Annotated in this window: 24 protein-coding genes; 16 read left to right on the plus strand and 8 right to left on the minus strand. The window is 70.3% G+C overall.

Features of this window, described 5'->3' with window-relative positions; genetic code table 11:
- The first annotated feature begins 75 nt into the window (after window positions 1–75).
- Window positions 76–849, plus strand: a complete 774-nt coding sequence (locus tag FCL41_RS06560; RefSeq protein ID WP_239021816.1) for a class I SAM-dependent methyltransferase — start codon at window positions 76–78, stop codon at window positions 847–849.
- 127 nt (window positions 850–976) lie between these two features.
- Entirely contained in the window at window positions 977–1,936 is a 960-nt protein-coding gene (gene pgfA / locus FCL41_RS06565; RefSeq protein WP_137066717.1) for a cell envelope lipid trafficking protein PgfA, read from the plus strand.
- Between the two features lie 110 nt (window positions 1,937–2,046).
- Here pgfA and FCL41_RS06570 read toward each other — a convergent pair whose 3' ends face one another.
- Window positions 2,047–2,886, minus strand: coding sequence for a class I SAM-dependent methyltransferase (locus FCL41_RS06570; protein WP_239021818.1), 840 nt, complete (start codon window positions 2,884–2,886; stop codon window positions 2,047–2,049).
- 74 nt (window positions 2,887–2,960) lie between these two features.
- On the opposite strand from FCL41_RS06570, the gene FCL41_RS06575 reads away from it, so the two are divergent.
- The 3 genes from FCL41_RS06575 to coaE all read left to right on the plus strand — a co-directional run bounded on the left by FCL41_RS06575 (window position 2,961) and on the right by coaE (window position 6,346).
- Window positions 2,961–3,872 (plus strand): phosphotransferase family protein, encoded by a 912-nt coding sequence (locus FCL41_RS06575; RefSeq protein WP_239021819.1) that lies wholly within the window; start codon window positions 2,961–2,963, stop codon window positions 3,870–3,872.
- Window positions 3,873–4,111: 239 nt separating this feature from the next.
- Window positions 4,112–5,587 (plus strand): 30S ribosomal protein S1, encoded by a 1,476-nt coding sequence (rpsA, locus tag FCL41_RS06580; protein ID WP_137066718.1) that lies wholly within the window; start codon window positions 4,112–4,114, stop codon window positions 5,585–5,587.
- Between the two features lie 123 nt (window positions 5,588–5,710).
- The gene (gene coaE, locus FCL41_RS06585; protein ID WP_212723175.1) at window positions 5,711–6,346 is read left to right on the plus strand and encodes a dephospho-CoA kinase; all 636 of its coding nucleotides are present in this window, start codon (window positions 5,711–5,713) and stop codon (window positions 6,344–6,346) included.
- 39 nt (window positions 6,347–6,385) lie between these two features.
- Here the strand turns inward: coaE and FCL41_RS06590 are convergent, their stop codons facing one another.
- Both FCL41_RS06590 and FCL41_RS06595 read right to left on the minus strand, forming a co-directional pair.
- Complete coding sequence (locus FCL41_RS06590) at window positions 6,386–7,351, minus strand: sigma-70 family RNA polymerase sigma factor (RefSeq protein WP_137066719.1); 966 nt, start codon at window positions 7,349–7,351, stop codon at window positions 6,386–6,388.
- A 211-nt stretch (window positions 7,352–7,562) separates the two neighbouring features.
- Window positions 7,563–9,740: a S9 family peptidase gene (locus FCL41_RS06595; RefSeq protein ID WP_137066720.1), complete on the minus strand. Its 2,178-nt coding sequence runs from the start codon at window positions 9,738–9,740 to the stop codon at window positions 7,563–7,565.
- 98 nt (window positions 9,741–9,838) lie between these two features.
- Here FCL41_RS06595 and FCL41_RS06600 point away from each other — a divergent pair, with 98 nt between their 5' ends.
- Genes FCL41_RS06600 through FCL41_RS06610 form a run of 3 tightly spaced genes read left to right on the plus strand, consistent with a single transcriptional unit; the run spans window position 9,839 to window position 11,993 of the window.
- Window positions 9,839–10,528 (plus strand): LamB/YcsF family protein, encoded by a 690-nt coding sequence (locus tag FCL41_RS06600; protein ID WP_137066721.1) that lies wholly within the window; start codon window positions 9,839–9,841, stop codon window positions 10,526–10,528.
- Between the two features lie 11 nt (window positions 10,529–10,539).
- Entirely contained in the window at window positions 10,540–11,163 is a 624-nt protein-coding gene (locus FCL41_RS06605) for a 5-oxoprolinase subunit B family protein (RefSeq protein WP_239021820.1), read from the plus strand.
- On the plus strand, window positions 11,160–11,993 hold the full coding sequence (locus FCL41_RS06610; RefSeq protein WP_212723176.1) for a 5-oxoprolinase subunit C family protein: 834 nt from the start codon (window positions 11,160–11,162) through the stop codon (window positions 11,991–11,993). The genes FCL41_RS06605 and FCL41_RS06610 overlap by 4 nt, the downstream gene beginning before the upstream one ends.
- Window positions 11,994–12,008: 15 nt before the next feature.
- On the opposite strand, the gene FCL41_RS06615 is transcribed toward FCL41_RS06610, so the two are convergent.
- The gene (locus FCL41_RS06615) at window positions 12,009–13,322 is read right to left on the minus strand and encodes a DNA polymerase IV (protein ID WP_137066722.1); all 1,314 of its coding nucleotides are present in this window, start codon (window positions 13,320–13,322) and stop codon (window positions 12,009–12,011) included.
- A gap of 157 nt (window positions 13,323–13,479) precedes the next feature.
- Here FCL41_RS06615 and FCL41_RS06620 point away from each other — a divergent pair, with 157 nt between their 5' ends.
- Window positions 13,480–14,451, plus strand: coding sequence for a DUF4192 domain-containing protein (locus FCL41_RS06620; protein ID WP_170970306.1), 972 nt, complete (start codon window positions 13,480–13,482; stop codon window positions 14,449–14,451).
- A gap of 46 nt (window positions 14,452–14,497) precedes the next feature.
- Complete coding sequence (locus tag FCL41_RS06625; RefSeq protein ID WP_137066724.1) at window positions 14,498–15,961, plus strand: glutamate-cysteine ligase family protein; 1,464 nt, start codon at window positions 14,498–14,500, stop codon at window positions 15,959–15,961.
- A gap of 34 nt (window positions 15,962–15,995) precedes the next feature.
- On the opposite strand, the gene FCL41_RS06630 is transcribed toward FCL41_RS06625, so the two are convergent.
- Window positions 15,996–16,463, minus strand: a complete 468-nt coding sequence (locus FCL41_RS06630; protein ID WP_137066725.1) for a hypothetical protein — start codon at window positions 16,461–16,463, stop codon at window positions 15,996–15,998.
- 124 nt (window positions 16,464–16,587) lie between these two features.
- Between FCL41_RS06630 and FCL41_RS06635 the strand changes: the two genes are divergently transcribed.
- The gene (locus FCL41_RS06635) at window positions 16,588–16,986 is read left to right on the plus strand and encodes a universal stress protein (protein ID WP_137066726.1); all 399 of its coding nucleotides are present in this window, start codon (window positions 16,588–16,590) and stop codon (window positions 16,984–16,986) included.
- Between the two features lie 44 nt (window positions 16,987–17,030).
- Window positions 17,031–17,591, plus strand: a complete 561-nt coding sequence (locus tag FCL41_RS06640; protein WP_137066727.1) for an HhH-GPD-type base excision DNA repair protein — start codon at window positions 17,031–17,033, stop codon at window positions 17,589–17,591.
- 29 nt (window positions 17,592–17,620) lie between these two features.
- On the opposite strand, the gene FCL41_RS06645 is transcribed toward FCL41_RS06640, so the two are convergent.
- Window positions 17,621–18,379, minus strand: coding sequence for an HNH endonuclease family protein (locus FCL41_RS06645; protein WP_137066728.1), 759 nt, complete (start codon window positions 18,377–18,379; stop codon window positions 17,621–17,623).
- Between the two features lie 172 nt (window positions 18,380–18,551).
- Between FCL41_RS06645 and FCL41_RS06650 the strand changes: the two genes are divergently transcribed.
- The 3 genes from FCL41_RS06650 (at window position 18,552) to FCL41_RS06660 (ending at window position 22,029) form a co-directional block, all read left to right on the plus strand.
- Window positions 18,552–20,063: an RNA polymerase sigma factor gene (locus tag FCL41_RS06650; RefSeq protein ID WP_239021821.1), complete on the plus strand. Its 1,512-nt coding sequence runs from the start codon at window positions 18,552–18,554 to the stop codon at window positions 20,061–20,063.
- A gap of 126 nt (window positions 20,064–20,189) precedes the next feature.
- Entirely contained in the window at window positions 20,190–21,398 is a 1,209-nt protein-coding gene (locus FCL41_RS06655) for an SGNH/GDSL hydrolase family protein (protein WP_137066729.1), read from the plus strand.
- A gap of 88 nt (window positions 21,399–21,486) precedes the next feature.
- On the plus strand, window positions 21,487–22,029 hold the full coding sequence (locus FCL41_RS06660; protein WP_137066730.1) for a hypothetical protein: 543 nt from the start codon (window positions 21,487–21,489) through the stop codon (window positions 22,027–22,029).
- Window positions 22,030–22,038: 9 nt separating this feature from the next.
- Here the strand turns inward: FCL41_RS06660 and FCL41_RS06665 are convergent, their stop codons facing one another.
- Window positions 22,039–22,515, minus strand: coding sequence for a DUF456 domain-containing protein (locus FCL41_RS06665; protein ID WP_137066731.1), 477 nt, complete (start codon window positions 22,513–22,515; stop codon window positions 22,039–22,041).
- Between the two features lie 120 nt (window positions 22,516–22,635).
- On the minus strand, window positions 22,636–22,839 hold the full coding sequence (locus tag FCL41_RS06670) for a DUF7455 domain-containing protein (RefSeq protein WP_137066732.1): 204 nt from the start codon (window positions 22,837–22,839) through the stop codon (window positions 22,636–22,638).
- Window positions 22,840–23,022: 183 nt separating this feature from the next.
- Here FCL41_RS06670 and FCL41_RS06675 point away from each other — a divergent pair, with 183 nt between their 5' ends.
- Window positions 23,023–25,095: a DNA gyrase/topoisomerase IV subunit B gene (locus FCL41_RS06675; protein WP_137066733.1), complete on the plus strand. Its 2,073-nt coding sequence runs from the start codon at window positions 23,023–23,025 to the stop codon at window positions 25,093–25,095.
- Window positions 25,096–25,127: the final 32 nt, after the last annotated feature.

The following is a 25,127-nucleotide window of genomic DNA, read 5'->3' on the forward strand; positions in this document are numbered from 1 at the left end:
GACTGGACCGTTCGGATGGTGAACACCACCTGGTCTCCCTCCTGGTGCTGATTACTCGAGGGTAGCATCCGCGATGTGAGCCATTCCACAGACCAGATCAGTTCTTCGCGACCGCCGGCGGGTGGTCTCGCCCGCGACGACTGGCGCCGTTCGGTGAAGCTCTTCCGGTCGTTCCTGACCGAGCAGACCGACCCGGAGGGCTTCTACGGGTTGATCGCGGACGACACCCTCGACCTCCTGCGTCGTCACGTGGACATCGAGGGCAGGACGATCGCCGACTTCGGTGGGGCGGCCGGCTTCTACTCCGACGCCTTCCGGCGCGCCGGCGCGACGTCACTGGTGGTCGACCTCGACCACACCGAGATCGTGGCGCACGGGGTGAAGCACCCGTTGTCGGTCGTCGCACGTGCCGAGCAGTCCCCCTTGCGCGACGAGTCCGTCGACATCGGCTTCTCGAGCAACATGCTGGAGCACGTGCCGGACCTGGCTTCGGTGGCCGACCAGATCGCTCGCGTGGTCAAGCCAGGTGGCTACGTGGTGCTGTCCTACACCGCTTGGTACGGACCGTGGGGTGGTCACGAGACCTCGCCCTGGCACCTGCTGGGAGGTGAACGTGCGGCGCGTCGCTACGAGCGCAAGACCGGGCGCCCGCCCAAGAACGTCTTCGGCGAGAGCATGTACGCCGCGACCGTGGCCGAGGGGATGGCGTGGGCGCGCTCGCGTGACGACCTGGTCCTGCTCGAGGAGCGGCCCCGTTACCTCCCGCCGGCGAGTCGGCACCTGCTCAAGGTGCCGGGTCTGCGTGAGGTGTTGACCTGGAACCTGTGGCAGGTTCTGCGCAAGAAGTGATCCACCTCATGGTGTGATCACCCCAGGGGCCTTCGGGTCAGTCGCGCCCCCGGCTCAGCCGACACATTGTGGGCTGCGTCACCGTTTCGTCTACCGGCTGGTAGCGTGCGGCTACTTATTGGCAGGGATGTCTGGAGGGAGCACGCAAGTGCGAGGAAAGTTGGGCCCGATCCTCTCGGGCATTGGTGGGTTCCTACTCGTCGTGGGGATCCTCCTGAACGTGTACGCATACCCGAGGTTGGCCACGGCTCCGCTGGACCAGGACAGCACCTCGACGCTGTCCGGCCCTGGTGCGACCGTCTTCGACACAGGTTCGCTGACCGAGATCGACACTGAGCTCACCACCACCGCGAAGACCGTCGGTGACGTCGAGGACTCCGAGGAGGCTGGCGACAACGTCCGTGTCTGGGTCAACGCCACCTCGACGAAGTCGGCCGACGGCGTGGTTCGTTCGCGCACCATCGAACGTGTGGCGTTCGACGGCTTCACCGGCGAGGCCGTGGACTGCTGCAACGCTTGGTCCGAGATGGAGATGGGCCAGTCCGAGGAGACGAAGTTCGAGGGACAGGTCTTCAAGTTCCCCTTCCAGACCGAGAAGAAGACGTACAAGTGGTGGGACGGCACGCTGAAGCGGGCCTTCGACGCCGAGTACGAGCGTGAGGAGAAGGTCAAGGGGATCAACACCTACGTCTTCGTCCAGACGATCGAGCCGGAGATCTGGACCCAGGCCCCCGCACTGCCCCCGGAGATCCTCGGTCTCAAGGGCAAGGAGCCGATCGTCGCCGACCGCACGTACGGCAACATCCGTACCTTCTGGGTCGAGCCCGAGACCGGCGTCGTCATCAACCGCGTCGAGCAGCAGTCGGCCGCCCTCCAGGTCGACGGTGAGGACAAGATCACCGTGACCGACGTGGAGACGCAGTTCACCGACGAGACCGTGGCCGCCAACGTCAAGGAGTACGGCGACAAGGCGAAGCAGCTCAAGCTGATCCGCTCGACCCTGCCTCTTGCGCTGGGCATCGGCGGTCTCGTGCTGATCCTGGTCGGCTTCCTGCTCCACCGCCGCGCCAAGGCTTCGGAGTACTGAGCCGACGCACAGAAGCACGCACCCCCTCAGGAGCTCGGTCGGACCACTGGTCCGGTCGGGCTCCTGGTGCGTTCGGAGGGATCCGTCGGTGACTGCCTCGTGTGGGGCCCTCAGGGGGCGAGGTCGGTGACGAAGAGCGCGGTCCCCGGGGTCAGTGAGCCACGCGTACGCGACCAGCCTTCCCAGACGCGTTCGTGCCCCTCGGGCCACTCGGGCTCGAGGAGGTCGACGAGGCGGAAGCCCGTGGCGGCCAGCAGCCGCACCCAGTCGCCCAACGTGCGGTGGTGCTCCACGTAGGTGACGATGCCGGTCTGCGGGTCGGTCTCCACGTAGGGGGTGCGGTCCCAGTAGGACTGCGAGGCGGTCAGCCCTTCGGGCCCGGGATCGTCCGGGAAGGACCACCGCGTCGGGTGGGTGATGGAGAAGGCGAACCGGCCGCCCGGACGCAGCACTCGCGCCGTCTCCTCCACCGCGGCGTCGAGGTCCGCCACGAACTGCAGGGCGCCGAAGGACGAGAAGACCACGTCGAAGCTCGCGTCCCGGAACGGCAGCTGGGTCGCCGTCCCCAGGACTGACGGGACGGGTGTGCCCGTCTCGAGGTCGATGCGGCGTGCGTGCTGCAGCTGGCGCATCGACAGGTCGATCCCGATGCCGGTCCCGCCCTGCTGGCGCACCCAGCGCGAGCACTGGCCGGCCCCGCTGCCCACCTCCAGGACCCGGCGACCGCGCAGCTCACCCAGGGCGCCTGCCTCCTGCTCGGTCAGTCCCTCGGGGCCCCAGACGAAGCCGATGTCGCCGAGGAACTCGCCGTGCGTGGCCTGGTACTCGTCGGCGTAGCGGTCCCACTCAGGGCCGTTGGCCCGGCGTGACTCCTCCTCCGAGACCTCTCGGCGGTCGACGGAGACGGACTGTGGCAGGTGTTCCCACTGCGGGGTGCGCGACTCGGACACCCCTCGGATGCTAGTCGTGCGTGGTTGCGTCGTCCTGGGGCAGGCGTCGCCCAGGGAGGGGTGGGAGTGGCACCATGCCGCGGGTGGACATGCGGATGGACCTGGGGATGGACATGGAGTGGCAGCCGCTGCCCGGCGGGTGGTCGGGGGAGAGCTTCCTCACCGGGATCGGTGACGAACGGTCGGTGGTGCGCATCTTCGCCAGCGCCGGTGAGGGGCGTCCGTACGCCGCCCAGGTCGACGCTGCCCTGATGCGACTGGTGAGAGGTCTCGTCCCGGTGCCGGAGGTGCTGGAGGTGCGTCCGGCGACCGCCGGGTCGCCGCCGCTCCTCGTCACGCGCTACGTTCCGGGTGCCCGCGCCGACGACGTCGTACGCGACGCTGACGACGTGGTGCTCGCGGAGGTCGGCCGACACCTCGGACACCTCGCCGGCACCCTCGCCGGGATGCCGACCCTGCGGGCGGGGGAGTTCGCGGACGAGGACCTGCGGATCGAACCGTTCCCCGGGGACCGTGGCGACCTCCCCGCTCACGTCGAGGCGCACCTCGACGACCTGCGAGCGCTGGACGATGCCGGCCGTGACGGCCTGCGGCGACTGGTCCGCGAGGCGCAGGACGTGCTCGACGAGGTGGGGCGCACCTGCCTGGTCCACGGCGACCTGACGCCCAAGAACGTGGTCCTCACCCCTGAGGGAGACGTCGCCGCACTGGTCGACTGGGAGCACGCGCACAGCGGCATGCCGCACGCCGACCTGGGCAGCCTGCTGCGCTTCGACCGGCACCCTGCGTGGGAGGACGCGGTCGTCGCCGGGTGGTGCGAGGTGCGCGACGAGGAACCAGCCCTGGCGAGGGAGCGGGCGCGCTGCGCCGACCTCTTCGCGCTGGTGGACCTGGGTGCGCGTCAGGGAGGCAACCTGGTGGTCGACCTGGCCGAGCTGTTCCTGGCCGAGATCGTGCGGACCCAGGACGTGCACGCCCACCCTTAGCAGCGGAGCGGGCAACGCTCTGGTCAGGGCAGCGGGCAGGACGCGGGCAGGACTGCGGGATGGGCCGTCTCCCCGGTTGGACGCCTGACGTGCCCGCTGAGTAGAGTGGGCCATTGCGCCAGAGGTCTGCGACGAGCCCATACGGAGCGGTTCCTCGCTCATCGTGAACGGTCGCGGTGAACAACGGATTCTCCGGCGCTCCGAACGACTCCATCCATCCCCAAGGACAACTCTTCCTAATGACGAGCACCAGCATCCCTCTTCCCGACTACGACGCCCCCCAGGTGGCGATCAACGACATCGGTTCTGAAGAGGACTTCCTCGCCGCGATCGACGCGACGATCAAGTACTTCAACGACGGCGACATCGTCGACGGCATCATCGTGAAGGTCGACCGTGACGAGGTGCTCCTCGACATCGGTTACAAGACCGAAGGTGTCATTCCCTCCCGTGAGCTCTCGATCAAGCACGACGTCGACCCGTCCGAGGTCGTCTCGATCGGCGACAAGGTTGAGGCCCTCGTTCTCCAGAAGGAGGACAAGGAAGGTCGTCTGATCCTGTCGAAGAAGCGCGCCCAGTACGAGCGCGCCTGGGGCACCATCGAGCAGGTCAAGGAAGAGGACGGCGTCGTCGAGGGCACCGTCATCGAGGTCGTCAAGGGTGGTCTCATCCTGGACATCGGCCTGCGCGGCTTCCTGCCCGCCTCGCTCGTCGAGATGCGTCGCGTCCGCGACCTGCAGCCCTACGTGGGTCAGACCCTCGAGGCCAAGATCATCGAGCTCGACAAGAACCGCAACAACGTGGTCCTGTCGCGCCGTGCCTGGCTCGAGCAGACCCAGTCCGAGGTTCGCCACGGCTTCCTGACCCAGCTCCAGAAGGGTCAGATCCGCAAGGGTGTCGTCTCCTCGATCGTCAACTTCGGTGCGTTCGTCGACCTCGGCGGCGTCGACGGTCTCGTCCACGTCTCCGAGCTCTCCTGGAAGCACATCGACCACCCCTCCGAGGTCGTCACCGTCGGCGACGAGGTCACCGTCGAGGTCCTCGACGTCGACATGGACCGCGAGCGCGTGTCCCTGTCGCTCAAGGCCACGCAGGAAGACCCGTGGCAGCACTTCGCCCGCACCCACCAGATCGGTCAGATCGTGCCCGGAAAGGTCACCAAGCTGGTGCCCTTCGGTTCGTTCGTCCGCGTCGAGGAGGGCATCGAGGGCCTCGTGCACATCTCCGAGCTGGCCGAGCGCCACGTGGAGATCCCGGAGCAGGTCGTCCAGGTCAACGACGACGTCATGGTCAAGATCATCGACATCGACCTCGAGCGTCGCCGGATCTCGCTGTCCCTCAAGCAGGCCAACGAGACCTCCGCTGCCGCCGACGTCGACGAGTTCGACCCGACGCTCTACGGCATGGCTGCCACGTACGACGACCAGGGCAACTACGTCTACCCCGAGGGCTTCGACCCGGAGACCGGCGAGTGGCTCGAGGGCTTCGACGAGCAGCGCGCGACCTGGGAGGAGCAGTACGCCAAGGCGCACGCTCGCTGGGAGCAGCACGTCAAGCAGCAGGCGGAGGCCAAGCAGGCCGAGGCCGAGGCTGGCGAGGCCACCTCGTACAGCTCCGGTGGCGACGTCGAGGCTGCCGAGGAGGTCGGCGGTTCGCTGGCGTCCGACGAGGCCCTGCAGGCCCTGCGCGAGAAGCTGACCGGCGGCGCCAACTGAGCCACGGCTCACCCGCACGTCACGAGACGGCCCGCCCGGAGAGATCCGGGCGGGCCGTCCCGCATTTCCCGCCCACGCACGCGCGCCGCACGGACCACCTTGCTACTGTCGCGCCGTCCAGCGATGCGCCGTTTCGTCATGGTGGAGGAGTGCACAGTGGTGGTGAGGGTCGGTCTGACCGGAGGCGTGGCATCGGGCAAGAGCACGGTGTCGGCGCTCCTCGCGGAGCGTGGCGCCGTCGTCGTGGACGCGGACCTGCTGGCCCGTGAAGTCGTCGCCCCCGGCACTGACGGGCTCGCCGCCGTGCTGGCGGAGTTCGGGCCGGAGGTCCTCGCCGAGGACGGCTCCCTCGACCGTGCTGCACTGGGCGCCGTCGTCTTCGCGGACGAGTCCAGGCGTCGTGCGCTGGAGGCGATCATCCACCCGCGGGTGCGCGCCGCCGGCGCCGCCCTCGAGGCCGCCGCCACCGGTGACGCGATCGTGGTGCACGACATCCCGCTGCTCGTGGAGACCGGGCAGGCCGAGCTCTTCGACGTCGTGGTCGTGGTCGACGTGCCGGTCGAGGAGCAGCTGCGCCGCATGGTCGGGCTGCGAGGGATGACCGAGGCAGACGCGCGGGCGCGGGTGGCGGCCCAGGCGAGTCGCGAGCAGCGGCTGGCGGTGGCCGACCACGTCATCGACAACACCGGGGACCTCGAGCAGCTGCGGGCCCGAGTGGACGAGGTCTACGACGCACTACGGGCCCGCACCGACGCCTGACGGCATCGATACGGGCCCGTGTCAGCCCCCGGAGGAGGGTCAGGCCGCCAGGTCGGGGTCTCCCAACCGGCGCAGCTTCTGGAGGGCCTCACGCTCGAGCTGGCGGACGCGCTCGGCGGAGATTCCGTGGCGGGCGCCGATGTCGGCCAGCTTGTGCTGGCGTCCGTCGGTGAGGCCGTAGCGGGCGCGCACGATGTCGGCCGAACGCTCGTCGAGCTGCCCGACGAGGCTCTCGAGGCGGGCGCGCGACTCGACGTCGAGGACGTTGGCGTCGGGACCGGGGGCGGTCTCCTGGGCCATCAGGTCACCCAGCGACGTGTCGCCGTCCTCGTCCAGCGGGGTGTCCAGTGAGACGTGGTCACGGCCCCACGCCATCAGGTCGAGGACGCGCTCGGTGGTCATGCTGAGCTCTGCGGCGATCTCCACCGGCTCCGGGTCGCGGCCGAGCTGGCGCTCGAGGGTGCGGCGGGCGTTGCCGACCTGGTTGAGCTCCTCGACCACGTGCACGGGCAGGCGTACGACGCGTGCCTGCTGCGCGATGCCGCGGGTGATCGCCTGACGCACCCACCAGGTCGCGTAGGTCGAGAACTTGTAGCCCTTGGTGTAGTCGAACTTCTCGACCGCACGGATCAGGCCGGTGTTGCCTTCCTGGATCAGGTCCAGCATCGGCATCTGGGCGCGGCCGTACTTGCGCGCGATCGAGACCACGAGGCGCAGGTTCGCGCTGATGAAGGTGTCCACGGCACGGTGACCCTCCTCCGCCAACCACGTCAGCTCCTCCTCGGTGGCCGACATGGGGGCGCCGCCCTTGCGGCGGCCGACACGACCCTGCGCCAGCAGGTGCTCAGCCATCAGGCCGGCTTCGATCGTCTTGGAGAGTTCGACCTCGGTGGCTGCGTCCAGCAGGGGAGTGCGTGCGATCTCGTCCAGGTAGAGACCGACAGAGTCGCGCCCCTCGATCTCTCGGTCGGCGCTGTGGGCACGGGGTGCCGTGCGAGTTGCCATCGTCTTGCCTCCTGCTCCGTGTCCGCTCGTAGCGGTCACACCGTGGTCAACGGTCGGTGGAGCCGGATGATTCCCCTGCGTTCTGGGTTCAACCCTGCGCATCCACCGATCGAGTCTCTCGGTGGTTTGACGAGTGGCAGAGCCCTGAAGTTGCCGGGTGGGCCGACTCTCAGGGAGTTTTCAGCCCACCCCGGCGTCTCTCCGGAAACCCTCAGGGTTGGGAGGCTCGATCAGGCGCGGCGTGCGCCAGACCCATCCGGTCCAGGATCCAGGCCAGCGAGAACGCGCGGTCGTGCCAGGCCTTGTAACGGCCCGAGACGCCGCCGTGGCCGGCGCTCATCTCGGTGCGCAGCAGGAAGTCACGTCGGCCCACGGCGGTGGCGCGCAGCTTCGCGATCCACTTGGCAGGCTCCACGTAGAGGACCCGGGTGTCGTTGAGCGACGTCTCCGCCAGGATCGGGGGATAGTCCACCGCTGCCACGTTGTCGTACGGGGCGTAGGAGGACATCAGGGCGTAGACGTCGGGGTCGGCCTCGGGGTTGCCCCACTCCTCGTACTCGCCGATCGTCAGCGGGAGCGTCGCGTCGAGCATCGTGGTCAGCGCGTCGACGAAGGGCACGTTGGCGACGACGCCGGCGAAGAGCTCGGGCGCCTGGTTGACCACCGCACCCATGAGCAGGCCGCCGGCGCTGCCGCCCTCCGCGACGAGGGTCTCGGGCGACGACCAACCGGTCTCGACCAGGTGGCGTGCGACGTCGACGAAGTCGTTGAACGTGTTGGGCTTGTGGTCGAGCTTGCCCTCGTCGTACCAGCGCCGTCCCATCTCGCCGCCCCCCCGCACGTGGGCGATGGCGAAGGCGGCGCCGCGGTCCAGGAGCGACAGGCGTGGCACGGAGAAGTAGGGGTCGATCGAGGCCTCGTACGCCCCGTAGCCGTAGAGCAGGGTGGGCAGCGGGCGGCCGCCGTCGTGGGCGCCCTTGCGGCACACGAGCGAGACGGGCACCTGGACCCCGTCACGGGCGGTCGCCCAGAGCCGGTGCTCCTCGTAGTCGTCGACGTCGAAGCCGCCGAGCACGGGCGTACGCCGCAGCAGCGTCAGCTCGCGGGTGCGTACGTCGTAGTCGTAGACCGACGATGGCACGGCCAGGGAGGTGTAGCCCAGGCGCACGGTCGGCTGGGTGAACTCCGGGTTGGAGCCGGAGCCGATGGTGTAGACCGCCCGGTCGAACTCGACCAGGTGGCCCTCGCCGACGCCGTCCGGGCCGAGCGGAAGGATGCGCAGCTGGGTCAGGCCCTCGCTGCGCTGGTGCAGCACGAGGTGGGTGGCGAACGCGTCCACGTCCTCGAGACGCACCGCGGGGTCGTGCGCCACCAGCGGGGCCCACTGGGCGGGCGTGGCCGGTGCCGGTGGGGAGACGGCGAGCTCGAAGTCAGGACCGGTGCCGTTGTGCAGTACGAGGAACGCCGGGGCGTCGGCGATGACGGCCGACTCGAGGTGGTACTCCAGCCCGTCGGTGCGGGGGTGGAAGACGGTGAACTGCGCCTGCTCGTCGGTGGTGTCCAGGATCGACCACTCGGTCGTGGTCTTCGAGCCGGAGACGACGTACAGCCAGCGGTCGTCGCGGCTGCGGCCCACCGCCACCCAGTAGCGCGCGTCGGTCTCGTGGTGCACCAGCTCGTCCTCGGCCTGCGACGTCCCGAGCCGGTGTCGCCACACCTTGTCGGAGCGCCACGCCTCGTCGACGGTCGTGTAGAAGAAGGAGGTGCTGTCCGGGTGCCAGGTGACTCCGCCGAGCACGCCCTCGACGACGTCGTCGAGGAGGGTGCCGTCGGCCAGACGCTTGACGCGCACGGTGTAGCGCTCGTCGCCGGCGGTGTCGACCGAGTAGGCCAGCAGGGTGTCGTCCAGCGAGAGTGCGGAGCCGCCGAGGGAGAAGAACTCGTGGCCCTCGGCCAGCTCGTTGAGGTCGAGCAGCACCTCTTCGCCGGGCAGGGCCGGTTCGTCGACCTTGGCGTCGGCGTCGGGGACCGGCGGGGTCCAGTCGTCAGGGTCGCTGACCGGCACGCGGCAGCTGGCGCCGTACTCCTTGCCCTCGAAGGTGCGCCCGTAGAACCACCATCCGCGGTTGCGGGTCGGGACCGACAGGTCGGTCTCCTTGGTGCGTGCCCGGGTCTCCTCGAAGAGCGATGCCCGCAGGTCCGCGAGGTGGGCGGTGGCCTGCTCGGTCCAGGCGTTCTCGGCCTCCAGGTGGGCGAGCACCTCCGGGGAGTCCTTCTCCCGCAACCACTCGTAGTCGTCGGTACGGGTGACTCCGTGCCACTCGCGGCTCACCGGGTGGCGGGGAGCGACGGGTGGCTGGGCGGGGGACGACTGGGCGCTGTCGGACATGGCCGACAGCGTACGGGGCAGCGCCGACCGCGGCGAGGACCCGTCGGACTTCGTCGACACCTGACGTCCACGACGCGGAGAGGCGTCAGAATGGCTCCGTGCACCTGGACCTGAATGCCGACCTCGGCGAGGAGATCACCGACGACGCGGCCCTCCTGGGGGTCGTCTCGAGCGCCAACGTGGCGTGCGGCTATCACGCCGGGTCGGTGGCGATCATGCGTGAGGTCTGCGCTCGCGCGGTGACGTCCGGGGTCTCGGTGGGGGCACAGGTCTCCTACGCGGACCGCGAGAACTTCGGGCGCCTGGATCGTGACGTGCCGGCCTCCGTGCTGCGGGAGCAGGTGGCTGACCAGGTCGGGACCCTCGCCGCGATCGCCGCTGCCGAGGGCACCAGCGTCCGCTACGTCAAGCCGCACGGCGCGCTCTACCACCGCGTGATCGACGACGAGGTCCAGGCCACTGCCGTGCTCGACGGGTCCGGCGAGCTGCCGGTGCTCGCCATGGTGCCCGGGGCGCTCGCCCACCTGGCGAGTGAGCGCGGCCGCACGGTCTGGTCCGAGGCGTTCCCCGACCGGGGGTACACCGACCAGGGGCGACTCGTGCCGCGTGGCGAGCCCGGGGCCCTGGTCGAGGGGGAGGCGGCGATCGCGTCCCGGGCGGTCGAGCTCGCCGCCCGTCCCGACATCCACTCGCTCTGCCTCCACGGCGACAGCCCAGGTGCCGTGGCCGCCGCCCGCGCGGTGCGGTCGGCGCTGCGGGGTGCCGGCTGGCAGCTGCGCGGACTGTGAGGGCGTACGCCGTGCCCTCCGACCGTCCACTGCCGCTGGGGGCCGTGCGCCTCGGATCGGACGCCTGGCTGCTCCGGGTGGACGGCGCCGAGCAGGCAGCATCGCTGGCGACAGCTCTGCGTCACGGAGCGCTGCGGTGCAGCGACGTCGTGCCGGCCGCCACGACGGTGCTGGTCGACGGCGTCGAGGAGCCCGATGAGCTGTGGCGGATCGTCGAGGGGTGGGACCCGACGGCGGTGCAGGCCCACGCCGGTGAGCTGGTCGAGGTCCCGGTCATCTACGACGGGGCGGATCTCGACCGAGTCGCCGCCCACTGGGGCGTCGACGTCGGCGGGGTGGTCGCGCGGCACACCGGCCTCGAGTTCGTCGCCACCTTCTCCGGCTTCGCGCCGGGCTTCAGCTATCTGAGCGGTCTGCCCGCGGAGTGGGCGGTGCCGCGCCTGGCGTCGCCGCGCAGCCGGGTGCCGGCCGGCTCGGTCGCGCTGGCAGATCGCTGGTGCGGTATCTATCCCTCGGAGTCGCCGGGAGGCTGGAGCCTGCTGGGCCGCACCGAGCTGGCGGTCTGGGACCTCGGGCGGGGGGAGGCCCCGGCCCTCCTGGTGCCGGGTGCGCGGGTGCGGTTCGTGGTCGCGTGAGCGTGCACGTCGTCGAGCCCGGTCCGCTCACCACCGTCCAGGACGCCGGCCGTCCCGGCTGGGCGCACCTCGGCGTGCCGCGGGCGGGCTTCCTGGACGCAGGGGCAGCGACGCTGGCCAACCGGCTCGTCGGCAACCCGGAGGGTGCCGCGCTGCTGGAGACCACCGCTGGCGGCCTGCGCTTCGTGCTCGGCGCGGCCCGGACGCTGGCGGTGACCGGAGCCCGGTGCCCCGTCACGGCGGCAGGCCGGTCACTGCCGTTCGCCGAGGCCGTGACCCTGGCAGCGGGCACCGAGGTCGTCATCGGCACTCCCACGCACGGTCTGCGGACGTACGTCGCCCTGGCCGGCGCCATCGACGTGGCGCCCGTCCTGGGCTCCCGCTCGACCGACACGCTCGCCGGGGTCGGACCCCCCGTGGTGCGGGCCGGCCAGGTGCTGCCGCTCGGCGTCCCCGGCCGCGTGCCGGCGGCCGGAGTGGTGGTCCGGCCCCCGGCAGAGGCCGTGCTGCGCCTGCACCCCGGACCGCAGGCGGACTGGTTGACGCGTCCCGACGACCTCGACGGTGCCGTCGTCCGGGTGGGCGCGGCGTCGAACCGGGTCGGCCTGCGGCTGGAGGGCGTACGCGTGGGGCGTCGCCCCGGGGAGCTGCCGAGCGAGGGCATGGTGCTCGGTGCCGTGCAGGCTCCCGAGGGTGGCGAGCTCGTCGTCTTCCTCAATGACCACCCGCCCACCGGCGGCTACCCCGTGGTGGCGGTCGTGGCCCGGGCGGACCTGGCCTGGTGCGCCCAGGCACGCCCCGGCGACGAGGTCGTGCTCGAGCTGCTCTGACGCAGGCGCCGGACGTCAGTCGGCGTCGAGCGTCCCGTGCTCCAGGAGGGTCAGTGCGCGATCCTCCAGGGAGAAGGAACGCACCGGCCCCGGACCGGTCTCGGCCGTCTCGAACCGGACCGTGACCACGCCTCGGCCCGAGCCCCAGACCCATCCGGGACCGTGGTCGGCGTGCACGACGTCGGAGCCGGGCGCCCAGGCCGGGCGACGTGACGGCGGTGCGGCGTCCACAGGAATGGGCTCCTCCTGCTCGACCTCGTCGCCGAAGAGCCCTTCCTGGATCCAGTCCGCGAGTCCGGAGACGCCGACTCCGAGGAGGCGGACGCCGCCGGCGGTCTCCACCTCACCCAGCAGGCGTCGGGCGGTGCGGGCGATGACCTGGGCGTCGTCGGTGGGGGAGTCGAGGGTGGAGGACCGGCTGAGCGTGGTGAAGTCGTGCAGCCGCACCTTGATGCTCACCGTGCGTCCTGACTGACGCGCCTTGGACAGTCGCTGCGCGACGGTGGTGGCCTGGCGTGCCAGCAGCCCCTCCATCAGCACCCGGTCGTTCACGTCCTCGGAGTAGGTGTCCTCGACGCTGACCGACTTGGCCTCGCGCTCGGCCACGACCGGCCGGTGGTCGACCGCGTGGGCCAGACGGTGGAGGCCGTGGCCGTGTGCCTTGCCGACCAGCCGGACGACCTCCTCCTCGCTGGCCCGGGCCAGGTCGGCGACGGTGTGGATGCCGTCGCGCCGCAGTCGCTCCACGGTGGCCGGTCCGACCCCGGGGATGACGCGTACGTGCATGGGCCACAGCAGCTCCAGCTCGGTGCCCGGGGCGACCACGGTGAGCCCGTCGGGCTTGTCCAGCTCGCTGGCCACCTTGGCCATGAACTTGGAGCTGGCCACGCCCACCGTCGCGGTGAGGCCGCCGGTCACCTCGCTCACCTGCTGGCGCAGCTCCTCGGCGACGCCGGCGACCGTCTCCAGCGACAGGTCCGGCAGGTCGGCGGCAGCGAGGTCGACGAACGCCTCGTCGAGGGAGAGGGGCTCGACCAGCGGGGACACCTCACGCAGGGCCTTCATCACGAGCCTGCTGGCTGCGCGGTAGGCGTGGAACCGTCCGGAGAGGAAGGCCGCGTGCGGACAACGGGCGCGGGCCTCGCGGGTCGACATCGCCGACCGCACACCGAAGGTCCGCGCTTCGTAGGAGGCGGTGGCCACGACGCCCCGACCCCCGACACCGCCGACCACGACGGGCTTGCCGCGCAGCGAGGGCTTGTCACGTTGCTCGACGGCAGCGAAGAAGGCGTCGAGGTCCAGATGGAGGATCGAGGCGGTGGCACGCATCACGACCTCGCGTCCCGGCAGCCCGCACTCATGCCCCCATTGTCGTCGTCACCGCCGACGATGTGGAAAAGCCGCAGCTTCTCCCCAGGCGATGGCCCCTCCACAGGGCCCTCCGTGGCGGCTGCGAGCGGGGAGCCGGCCGGGCCAGAGTCGCGGCATGACTCCCACCTCGCTCACCGTCCGTACGCCCGACGACCTGCTGGCATGCGTGCCACTGCTGCTGGGCTTCCTGCCGCAGCGTTCGGCCGTGGTGGTCTCGCTGCCACCGGGCAGCGGGCCCCACGCCCGGGCCGACATCCTCGACGACACCGACCTGTCCGAGCTGGCGGACGGACTGCTCGACCCGCTGCTGCGGCACGGGGTGAGGCGGGTGGCGGTGGTCACCTACGCCGACCTCGACCGGGCGCGCTGGGTCGGTGCCCACCTCGCTGAGGTGTTCGGTGCCGCCGGGGTCGAGGTGGCCGCCGCTGTCGCTGCCGACGGCTCCCACTGGGTCTCGGTGACACCGCCGACGACGGTGCCGCGGGAGTACGACGCCATGAGCCATCCCTTCGTCGCCGAGGCGGTGGTGGGCGGCCAGGTCGTCCTGGGGTCCCGGGAGGCGCTGCGTGACCAGCTGCGGCCCGACCCTGCTTTCTGTGGCGAGGTCGGGAGGAGACGGGCTGACGTCGCTGACCGGCTCGACTCCGGGGTCGACGCCGCGTGGGTGCTGGAGTGCCTGGACGGACATCTGCGGGAGCACACGTTGCCGGACGCCGCGGAGGTGGCGCGGCTGTGCCTGGGGGTCGCCCACCAGGACGGGCGGGACGCGGCGTGGGGGTGGGTCGAGCGGAGCGACGCGCGCCAGCACGTCGAGATCTGGCTGCGGGTCCTGCGCGGGTGTCCGCCCGACGAACGGGCGGCGCCCGCGGCGGTCCTGGCCTTCCACGCGTGGTTGGCCGGCGACGGGGCGCTGGCGTGGTGCGCGGTCGAGGTCTCGCAGGCGTCGGGGGAGACATGCTCCCTCGCCCGTCTGGTCGAGGACCTGCTCACCCGCGCCGCTCCACCGGCGCTGTGGCAGCCCTTGCTGGAGGGGCCGCACCGAGGCGGGTCGGCGGGGAGGGACCGGTCTGGACACGACGTCGCGTGATGTGGGACGAGGTTTCGACGGCCACCGGGGTGGCTATCGTCGCGGCATGGGCGAAGAAGTCGACGCACAGGAATTCTCCCGGGGTGACCGGACCCGTCACCGCGCGAAGGTGCGCCAGTGCCTGGACGTCTTCGCCCGCATGCTGGCTGACTCGCGCTTCGACACCGAGGACCCGATGACCGGTCTCGAGGTGGAGTTCAACCTCGTCGACCAGCTGGGCGACCCCGCGTTGAAGAACGAGGAGGCGCTGGCCGCGATCGCCGACCCTGCCTTCCAGACGGAGCTGGGCCGGTTCAACGTCGAGATCAACACCGAGCCCGGCCGACTGCGACAAGGCGCGCTCTCGACCTTCGAGGCAGGGCTGCGTGAGAGCCTCAACCGGGCCGAGAAACGGTCCAGTGACGTGGGCGCCCACCTGGTGATGATCGGGATCCTGCCGACCCTGGGGGCGATCCACTTCGCCGAGGAGGCACTCAGCGCCAACGCGCGCTACCGCTTGCTCAGTGAGCAGATCCTCGACGCGCGGGGCGAGGACATCGAGATCGCCATCGACGGTCCGGAGTCGCTGCGTACGACCACGGACTCGATCATCCCGGAGGCTGCCTGCACGAGCACCCAGTTCCACGTGCAGACCACTCCGGAGGAGTTCGCCTCGCACTGGAACGCCAGCCAGGCGATCTCAGCCGTCCAGGTGGCCCTCGGCGCCAACTCGCCCTTCCTCCTGGGGCGCGAGCTGTGGCACGAGACGCGCATCCCCCTCTTCGAGCAGGCCACGGACACGCGCAGCGCCGAGCTCAAGGCCCAGGGCGTGAGGCCCCGTGTCTGGTTCGGCGAGCGGTGGATCACCTCGGTCTTCGACCTCTTCGAGGAGAACGTGCGGTTCTTCCCCGCCCTCCTCCCGGTCACCGACGACGAGGACCCCGACGAAGTGCTGGCGGCCGGCGGAGTCCCGACCCTCCACGAGTTGAGGCTGCACAACGGGACGATCTACCGCTGGAACCGGCCCATCTACGACATCGCCGACGGCCGGCCCCACCTGCGGGTGGAGAACAGGGTGCTCGGAGCCGGTCCTACGGTGGTGGACATGATCGCCAACGCGGCCTTCTACTTCGGGCTTGTCCGTGCGCTGGCCCGCAGCGAGCGCCCCTTGTGGTCGCGGATGTCGTTCAGTGCGGCGGAGGACAACTTCCACGTGGCGGCCCAGCAGGGGATCGGCGCCCAGCTCTACTGGCCGGGCTACGGCCAGGTCGACGCGACCGAGCTGACGCTGCGCTCGTTGCTCCCCCTCGCCCACGAAGGGCTGGAGAGCTGGGGAGTGGACCAGCGCGAGCGTGACCACTACCTCGGGGTCATCGAGCAGCGGTGCCTGACCGGGATGAACGGCGCCTCGTGGTTCATCCGCGAGGTCAGGCGGCACGGTGCAACGGACCGTTCGGCCGCGCTCCGCCGGGTGCTGGAGGACTACCGCTCGAACATGCACACCAACGAGCCGGTGCACACCTGGGCCTGACCGCTCACGCGGTGGCCCGAGGGTCCCGGGTGCCTCAGGCCCGCAGGCGTTTCCAGCGGTGCACCGTGCCGCTGGGCTCGTGGTGCCACCCCTCGCGGGTCACGACGGCGAACTGGTGCTCCAGGTCGAGGACGTCGCATGCCCCTCGGGTGGCCGCGAGCCAGGACAGGTCCGGGTCGCACAGGTCCGGGGTTCCGGACCGCGTCACCCAGAAGATCGGTGCGCGCACCAACGGTCGTACGACGTGGGCCAGGGCGAGGGCGACCTCCAGGTGGTCGCTCCGGTCGAGCGTCTGGCGGCGCGGCACGACCCCGGTGTCGAACGCGGCGGCACGGGCCTCCTCGCCCGGGACCCCGGCCCACAGGACGGGGGAGACGTGGCCGCGCGCACGTCTGGCCTTGAGGTCGAGGGCGACCGAGCGCAGGCCCTGACGCAACCATCGGGGCACGGTGGTGTCTCGGGGCAGAGAAGCGTCGAGGGGTGCGTTGGCGTCGAGGGGCACGGGACCACTGTCGCGCACGCGGGCGCGGGGGCGAGCCCACCTTCCACAGGCCTCCCCAACGTCTCCCGTACCGGGTACGGTCAGGGCAGGTCCGGCCGGGCCGCATGCGTGGAGGAGGGGCCCGATGAGCACGGTGGTCGTGGGATACGTCGCGACGGCGGAGGGCGAGGCAGCCCTGGATCGAGCGGTGCAGGAGGCGCGTCTGCGCAACGCCCAGCTCGTCGTCGTGAGCTCGCACCGAGGGGGCAACGACTTCGACGGGGAGGACTCCATCAGGGTCGAGGCCCAGACCGAGAAGGTGCGGGAGCGGCTGCAGGGCGAAGGGCTCGACTTCGAGATCCGGACCCTGGTCCGCGGCTTCGAGCCGGCCGAAGACCTGATCGGCATCGCCGAGGCCGGCGGCGCCGAGCTCATCGTGATCGGTCTGAGGCGCCGTAGCCCCGTCGGCAAGCTGCTGCTGGGCAGCAACGCGCAGCGCATCCTCCTCGACGCCCCCTGCCCGGTCCTGGCCGTCAAGGCCTGACACCAGCAGTCCAGGGCGCGGACCCGGACTGGCATGCTGGCCCCATGGCCATCCAGATCTGCCAGGACCCTGCCGCTGACGCCCTGCTCGCGGAGTCGGACTTCGCTCTGCTGATCGGCATGATGCTCGACCAGCAGTATCCGATGGAGCACGCCTTCCGCGGGCCCGAGAAGATCCGCGAGCGCCTCGGATCCTTCGAGGTGGAGGAGATCGCCCACGCCGACCCGGAGGCGTTCGCTGCCATGGCTGCGACCACCCCGGCGATCCACCGGTTCCCCGGCTCGATGGCCGCACGGGTGCAGGAGATCGCGCGGATCGTGCTCGAGGAGTACGGCGGCGACACCTCTCGGCTGTGGACCGAGGCCAAGGACGGCAAGGACCTGATGAAGCGCGTGACGGCGCTCCCGGGCTTCGGCAAGCAGAAGGCCCAGATCTTCGTGGCGCTGCTGGCCAAGCAGCGAGGCGTCAAGCCCCAGGGATGGGAGTCCGTGGCGGGGGACTACGCCCTGGACGGGTTCCGCTCGGTGGCCGACGTGATCGACGCCGACTCCTTGCAGAAGGTGCGTGACTTCAAGAAGGCGAAGAAGGCAGCTGCGAAGGGCTGACCCTCCGACCGCGGCCGCCACCAGCTCGCTCAGGCCGGGCAGGCGTCCAGCATCTCGGTGAGAGCGCGCCGCTCGCTGTCGTCCACCGCCAGGGCCCAGACATGCTTCACCTGGACCCAGCGCGCCGCGTACGCACACTGGTGCGCCTGGCGCGGTCGCCACGCCGCCGGGTCGGCGTCGCCCTTCGACATGTTGGTGGGGCCGTCGACCGCCAGCAGGCCGTCGAGGTGGTTGGCGAAGCTGCGGCGCTGGTCCGGCGTCCAGCGGTGGGCACCGGAGCGCCATGCCTCGGCCAGCGGGACGACGTGGTCGATCTGCACGGACTGGGCCTGGGACCGCTCCTTCAGGTCGTCGAGAACCAGTCGCCGGCCGCTGTAGGGATCGACCCAGGTGCCTGCCAGGACGTCGTGCGAGCACGTCCCCTGGCGGGCGACGACGGTCGTCCCGGGCTCTGCGTCGCGGAGCAGGACGTCGTCGCGCTGGTTGCACCCGTTGCCGTCGACGTCGTGCCACGCCCGGCCGAAGGCGTCTCGGTCGTACGCCGGGAGAGTGGTCGGGGCACGCGGGACCCGAGGCAACGACGCGAGCGCCGCCAAGGACTCGACCGGCGATGGCAGGTCGGCCGACGGGTCCGGCGGCCGTGCCTCTTCCGAGCCACCCAGCCCGACGACGGAGCAGCCCGTGGCCGCCAGCAGGAGGGCGAGGACCCCGTGAGCCAGGGCCATGACCCGACGTCGGGGCGACGACGTACGCGACGCTGCGGCGGGAAGGACGGGGGAGTCGGGCACGCGAAGAGCGTGCCACGTGCCACCGACACCCGCCTGCGAGCCCTCGCCGCGGCGTCTCGTACGCGCCTCGCGACGAGGGCGGCGGCGTGCGTCACCCACCCCATGGCACAATGGTTGATGCGGCTCTTGACGTTACCGGGCCTCGCCGCGCCCCTTTTCCGTTCCCCGAGAGGTGTCAGTGTCTTCGAGCGCACGCAAGATGCTCCCCGCCGAGGTGCTCACGCACCCTGCAATCGTCCTCCTGGTGGAGGCCGGTTCCATCGATGGCACCGTGACCCCCGACCAGGTCCGGCAGGCCAGTGACGCTGCCGCGGTCGAGCCCCGGCACCTCAAGGCGCTGCTGACCCACCTCAGTGGCGTCGGCATCACCGTCGACGTGAGCGCCGCTCCTGTGGCGCGCGCCGCGGCTGCGGAGAGTGGCCGCCGCGCCACGACCGCCAAGGCTGCCAAGAAGGCGCCGGCCGCGAAGGCCGACGGCGCCGAGGCGCCGGCCAAGAAGGCGACGGCGAAGAAGGCCACCGCCAAGAAGGCCACCGCGAAGAAGGCGGCCGCCAAGGGCGCCGTCGACGTCGTCGAGGTCAACGCGACCGATGCGGCCGAGGTGGTCGTTCTCGGTCCCGACGGCAAGAAGATCCTGCCGGACATCCCGGACGAGCAGTTCGAGAAGGACGTCGTGGCCGACCCCACGATCAAGGAGGACGAGAAGGAAGCATCCTTCGTCGTCTCCGCGGCCGACGACACCGACGAGCCCGAGCAGCAGGTCATGGTCGCCGGCGCCACCGCCGACCCGGTCAAGGACTACCTCAAGCAGATCGGCAAGGTGCCGCTCCTCAACGCCGAGATGGAGGTCGAGCTCGCCAAGCGCATCGAGGCCGGGCTCTTCTCCGAGGAGAAGCTCGCCAAGGGCGGCAAGCTCAGCCCGAAGACACTCGAGGAGCTCGAGTGGATCGTCGAGGACGGTCGCCGCGCCAAGAACCACCTGCTCGAGGCCAACCTGCGACTCGTCGTCTCGCTGGCCAAGCGCTACACCGGTCGCGGCATGCTCTTCCTCGACCTGATCCAGGAAGGCAACCTGGGCCTGATCCGTGCGGTCGAGAAGTTCGACTACACCAAGGGCTACAAGTTCTCGACCTACGCGACGTGGTGGATCCGTCAGGCCATCACCCGCGCGATGGCCGACCAGGCGCGCACGATCCGCATCCCCGTGCACATGGTCGAGGTCATCAACAAGCTCGCCCGCGTGCAGCGCCAGATGCTCCAGGACCTGGGCCGCGAGCCCACCCCGGAGGAGCTGGCCAAGGAGCTCGACATGACCCCGGAGAAGGTCATCGAGGTCCAGAAGTACGGCCGCGAGCCCATCTCCCTCCACACGCCGCTGGGCGAGGACGGAGACTCCGAGTTCGGTGACCTCATCGAGGACTCCGAGGCCATCGTCCCCGCGGACGCCGTCTCGTTCACCCTCCTGCAGGAGCAGCTCCACGCCGTGCTCGACACGCTCTCCGAGCGTGAGGCGGGCGTGGTCTCCATGCGCTTCGGCCTCACCGACGGTCAGCCCAAGACGCTCGACGAGATCGGCAAGGTCTACGGCGTGACGCGCGAGCGCATCCGTCAGATCGAGTCCAAGACGATGTCGAAGCTGCGTCACCCGAGCCGCTCGCAGGTCCTGCGCGACTACCTCGACTGACGCCTCTGGCAGCAGCGATCTCCCCGTCCGGCACGCCCGGGCGGGGAGTTCTGCGTTTCAGGGCCACGGTGGTCCATCCCGCGTCCCGCTCTGGAGTGGTGTGGCCCCACCGGCTAGGTTTCCGGGGTGCCCCGACGAGTGAGATACCTCCTGTACGCCACGGTCATCGCGGTGATGGTGGTCTACGTCGGTGTGAAGGCGTGGGACCGCTCCTCCTCCGACGCGTCAGTGGCCGCCGGGCTCGAGGATTTCCTCGAGCCGTGGTACGACGCGGTCGAGAACCAGGACGAGGAGCCCGCCACCGTCGTCTTCGTCGGTGACTCGATCTCCGAGGGAGTCCTGCTGCCCGCCCCCGTCTACGAGAACCGCATGGTCGGCCGGCTGCAGACCGCCCTGCGCGACGCGGTGGACGTCGACGGGGGAGTCGGGTTCATGCCGCCGTACTACGGCGACATGAGAGGGCCCGACGACACCGTGCGTACGGGGCTCCCGATGGTGGAGCAGACCTTCGGCCGGTGGGGCCTGGGGCTGCGCTCGCTCTCCATGCCGGGCGGCTCGGAGCTCACCTACCCCGACCAGAGGGCGACCCACGTACGCGTCTGGTACGGGCAGATGTCGCTCCTGGGTGGCCAGGGCAAGGTCTTCGTCGACGGCGTGGACGTCACGGCACAGGGCGAGCTGAGCACCGGTGAGGCCAGCGGTGAGACGCTCAGCTCGGTCGGCGCCGAGAACGCCTCGGGGCTGTACTGGACCTCGCCCGAGCTCAGCAGCACCAGCCACGTCGTGCAGGTGAAGAGCGTGGCGCCGTCGACCTCGTTCATCCACACGGGCGTGGACTTCTTCGACGGTGACGAGGACTCGGGTGTGCACGTCGTCGACGCCTCGCACTCCGGTGCCACGGCAGCCCACTTCACCAGCGACCGTGCGGTGGCCGGCCACTGGGAGGACGTCGCGGCACGGGAGCCCGACCTGGTCGTGGTCAACCTCGGGACCAACGTCGAGGCGGACTATGCAGGCGCCCTGCGCAAGCTCGTCGACCAGGCGTTGGCGGCGGCTCCGAGCGCGCGGGTCCTCCTGGTGGACGGCTACGAACCCGGGACCTGGACGACCGAGGCGTGGCAGGGCATCCGTCAGGCGCGCCAGGACGTGGCAGCCGACCACCCCGACCGGGTCGCTGTCTTCGACCTCGCGGCCCACTGGCCCACGCTGGCGAAGGACGGCACGACCAACGACGGACTCATGCTCGAGGACGCCCGGCCGGTGCACCCCAACCTGGTGGGCAACCAGCGGATGGCGGAGATCTACGCAGAACTACTGACCCCTTCCGGAAACTGACTTGAGAGGGTGGTCAGCCCTCTCGGCACGCGCGTAGCGTCGCCGAGGTCGGAGGGCCATTCGGGGTCCTCCACCAAGGGGGATCATCATGAAGAAGAGTCATGTCGTGGCGGTTGCTGGCACTGCGCTGATGAGTGTCGCCGCCCTCGTGCCACCCGCGAGCGCGGCTGCGGTCACCGTGGTCGACGGGAACGACAGTGAGGCCGCTGCCGACCTCCTGCGCGTCCGGGTCACCCACACGCCCAAGCAGGTCCGCGTCCGCATGGTCCACGACAACCTGTTCCACAACGGCATCAAGGCCAGCCAGGGTGTCTCCGTCTTCCTCGACACCGACCCCGACGACCCGGGGCCCGAGTTCCGCCTCCTGTCCGGGCTCAACGGTGGCACCGACTACGTCTTCGAGCGGGTGGGCCGCTGGCAGGGCAAGGGGTCCCCGGTCAGCTGTCGCTACCAGTTCTCGATCTCGTGGAAGGACGACGTGGCCGTCTTCACCACGGGGCGTGGCTGCCTGGGGCGTCCCGACCGAGTGAAGGTGGCCGTGAAGGTGGGGGAGACCAGTCACGAGGGGGAGGAGTACGTCGACTGGATGACGGGCGTTCGCCGCTTCACCCCGCCCGTCGAGGTGGGGTGATCCAGCACGTCACACGAGGACGAGGCCGACGCCCCAGGTCAGGGCGGCGAGCACGGCGGCGACGAGTTCGATGAGGATGCTGAGCCCCACGGCTCGCAGGGCGCCCTTCGTTGCCGGCCAGGCCCGCTCCGGACCGAGGCGGCGGTACTCCGCCAGGTAGACGCCGAGCGGGAAGCCGAGGAAGAGTCCCACCACCGGGACGACGAAGAAGCCGACGATGCCCAGCGCGGCGCCGAACCAGAGCGTCGAGCTCGGGACCCCAGCCGTCTGCAGGCGCCGCCCCGGGACGAGGAACTTCACCACGGTCCCGGCGACGAGGAAGGTGGCGGCGACGGCGAAGACCACCCAGGCGGCCGGTGCGTCGTGCACGATGGCCCAGGCGAGGACGGCGCCTCCCACCAACAAGGATCCGGGCAGGACGGGCACCACGATGCCGACCAGGCCGATGGCGATCGCTGCGCCCACGAGGACGTTCGTCAAAGTCACGCGGCACACCTTGTCACACGCGTTGTCAGGCCCCGCGCCCTGTCACGTCGTGGGAGGTGAGGAACGCGAAAGGCCCCGGACCATGAGGTCCGGGGCCTTTCGTGACGTCTCGGTTCGGGGTCAGCGCTCGTCGAGTCGGTGGGTCTCGTCGACGACGGTCGCCGCGATCTCACGGATCTTGTCTCCGTGCTCACGCGCGTGGTGGGCGCAGAAGAGCAACTCGCCACCGCTCTGGAGCTCCACCCGGAGGTAGGCCTGGGCTCCGCACCGGTCGCAGCGATCCTCCGCCGTGAGGGCGGGGTTGGGGGCAACTGCTGTAGTCACATCGGCCTCATTTCTGTGCTTCGGTGTCAGGACCAACGTACCGGTGAGGGAAAAGATTCCCTGCGGGTCCTCACCAGAAACCATCCAACCACGGAGTTGGTCGGAACGCCTCACATTCCACCCTCTGGTGTGCCAGGCGTGGCGGCGACGATGCAGTGGTGACGCCGGGTAGATTCGGCTCCCGTGGCAGCCCCCAGCGACAACACGTACAACGCAGCACACCTGCTCGTCCTCGAAGGACTCGAGGCGGTGCGCAAGCGTCCCGGCATGTACATCGGCTCGACCGACACCCGCGGTCTCATGCACTGCCTGTGGGAGATCATCGACAACGGCGTGGACGAGGCGCTTGCTGGCCACGCCAGCAACGTCGAGGTCACCATCCACCGCGACGGGTCGGTCGAGGTCTTCGACGACGGCCGAGGCATCCCGACCGACAAGGAGCCGAAGACGGGCCTCCCGGGAGTCGAGGTGGTGGCCACCAAGCTCCACGCCGGTGGCAAGTTCGGTGGCGGTTCCTACAACGCCACCGGCGGTCTGCACGGCGTGGGTCTCTCGGTCGTCAACGCCCTGAGCGCGCGCGTCGACATCGACGTCGACCGCTCGCCCGCCCAGCAAGGAATTTCCTTCCGGCGCGGTGTGCCCGGCATCTTCGACGGCGAGGGACCGGAGGCACCCTTCACGCCGCAGTCGGGCATCACTCGCAAGGGCAAGAAGGTGGCCAAGGGGCGCAGCGGCACCCGCATCCGCTTCTGGCCCGACCGCCAGATCTTCACCTCCGACGCCCGCATCGAGCTGGAGGGCCTCGTCGGTCGCGCCCGCCAGACCTCGTACATCGTGCCCGGCCTCGGGCTGACGATCACCGACCTGCGTCCCGAGGAGCCGGTCACCGAGAGCTTCCGTCACGAGGGCGGCATCGCCGAGTTCGTCGACTACCTCTCCGGCGGCGAGAAGGTCACCGACGTCCTGCGGCTCCAGGGCCAGGGCTCCTTCACCGAGACCGTGCCGCTGCTCGACGAGCACGGCCACATGACGCCCCAGGAGGTCGAGCGCGAGCTCGGCGTCGACATCGCCCTGAAGTGGGACATGGGCTACGACTCCAACATCCGCTCGTACGTCAACGTGATCGCCACCCCCAAGGGAGGCACGCACGTCAGCGGCTTCGAGCAGGGCCTCACCAAGACCTTCAACGAGGTGATGCGCACGACCAAGGCGCTCAAGGTCAACGACGCCGACGTCGTCAAGGACGACGTCATCGAGGGCCTCACCGCCGTCGTCACCGTGCGGCTGGCCGAGCCGCAGTTCGAGGGCCAGACCAAGGAGATCCTCGGCACCCCCGCGGCGCGCAACATCGTGCGCAAGGTCGTGCAGACTGAGCTGAAGAAGTACCTCACCTCCAGCAAGCGCGACGAGAAGGCCGCCGCGAAGCTCGTCATGGACAAGGTGGCCGGTGCCGCCCGCACCCGTCTGACGCTGCGCCAGCAGAAGGAGACCCAGCGCCGCAAGAACGCCCTGGAGTCCTCGGCGCTGCCCGCCAAGCTCGCCGACTGTCGCGCGACGGACAACGAGCGCACCGAGCTCTTCATCGTCGAGGGTGACTCGGCGCTCGGCACGGCCAAGCTGGCCCGCAACTCCGAGTACCAGGCGCTGCTGCCCATCCGCGGCAAGATCCTCAACGTGCAGAAGGCCTCGGTCGCCGACATGCTGAAGAACGCCGAGTGCGCCTCGATCATCCAGGTGGTGGGCGCGGGCTCGGGGCGCACCTTCGACCTCGAGGCCCGTCGCTACGGCCGCATCATCTTCATGGCCGACGCCGACTCCGACGGTGCCCACATCCGGTGCCTGCTGGCGACGCTCTTCTTCAAGTACATGCCAGGCCTGCTCGAGGACGGTCGCGTCTACACCGCGGTGCCGCCGCTGCACCGGATCGAGCTGACCAACCCCAAGAAGGGGATGGACAAGTACGTCTACACGTACTCCGACGACGAGCTGCAGCGGAAGCTGGCCGAGCTCAAGAAGAAGAACGTGCGGTGGAAGGACCCGGTCCAGCGGTACAAGGGTCTGGGCGAGATGGACGCCGACCAGCTCCAGGAGACCACGATGGACCCGCGGCACCGTACGCTGCGCCGGCTCACCGTCGACGACGCCGCAGAGGCCGCCGAGGTCTTCGAGCTGCTGATGGGCTCCGACGTCGCTCCGCGCAAGGAGTTCATCGTGCAGGGTGCCTACGAGGTCGACATGGCTCTGCTGGACGCCTGACGGCGCTGCGCGGCGCGCCGGAGGCAAGCGGG

This window comes from Nocardioides jishulii, assembly GCF_006007965.1.
Lineage (GTDB): Bacteria > Actinomycetota > Actinomycetes > Propionibacteriales > Nocardioidaceae > Nocardioides > Nocardioides jishulii.

Coding starts and splice junctions, on each gene's coding strand:
- pgfA (WP_137066717.1), top strand. CDS start 977: ATGTCTGGAGGGAGCACGCAAGTGCGAGGAAAGTTGGGCCCGATCCTC.
- FCL41_RS06575 (WP_239021819.1), top strand. CDS start 2,961: ATGCCGCGGGTGGACATGCGGATGGACCTGGGGATGGACATGGAGTGG.
- rpsA (WP_137066718.1), top strand. CDS start 4,112: ATGACGAGCACCAGCATCCCTCTTCCCGACTACGACGCCCCCCAGGTG.
- coaE (WP_212723175.1), top strand. CDS start 5,711: ATGCGCCGTTTCGTCATGGTGGAGGAGTGCACAGTGGTGGTGAGGGTC.
- FCL41_RS06590 (WP_137066719.1), bottom strand. CDS start 7,351: ATGGCAACTCGCACGGCACCCCGTGCCCACAGCGCCGACCGAGAGATC.
- FCL41_RS06595 (WP_137066720.1), bottom strand. CDS start 9,740: ATGTCCGACAGCGCCCAGTCGTCCCCCGCCCAGCCACCCGTCGCTCCC.
- FCL41_RS06615 (WP_137066722.1), bottom strand. CDS start 13,322: ATGCGTGCCACCGCCTCGATCCTCCATCTGGACCTCGACGCCTTCTTC.
- FCL41_RS06620 (WP_170970306.1), top strand. CDS start 13,480: ATGACTCCCACCTCGCTCACCGTCCGTACGCCCGACGACCTGCTGGCA.
- FCL41_RS06625 (WP_137066724.1), top strand. CDS start 14,498: ATGGGCGAAGAAGTCGACGCACAGGAATTCTCCCGGGGTGACCGGACC.
- FCL41_RS06635 (WP_137066726.1), top strand. CDS start 16,588: ATGAGCACGGTGGTCGTGGGATACGTCGCGACGGCGGAGGGCGAGGCA.
- FCL41_RS06640 (WP_137066727.1), top strand. CDS start 17,031: ATGGCCATCCAGATCTGCCAGGACCCTGCCGCTGACGCCCTGCTCGCG.
- FCL41_RS06660 (WP_137066730.1), top strand. CDS start 21,487: ATGAAGAAGAGTCATGTCGTGGCGGTTGCTGGCACTGCGCTGATGAGT.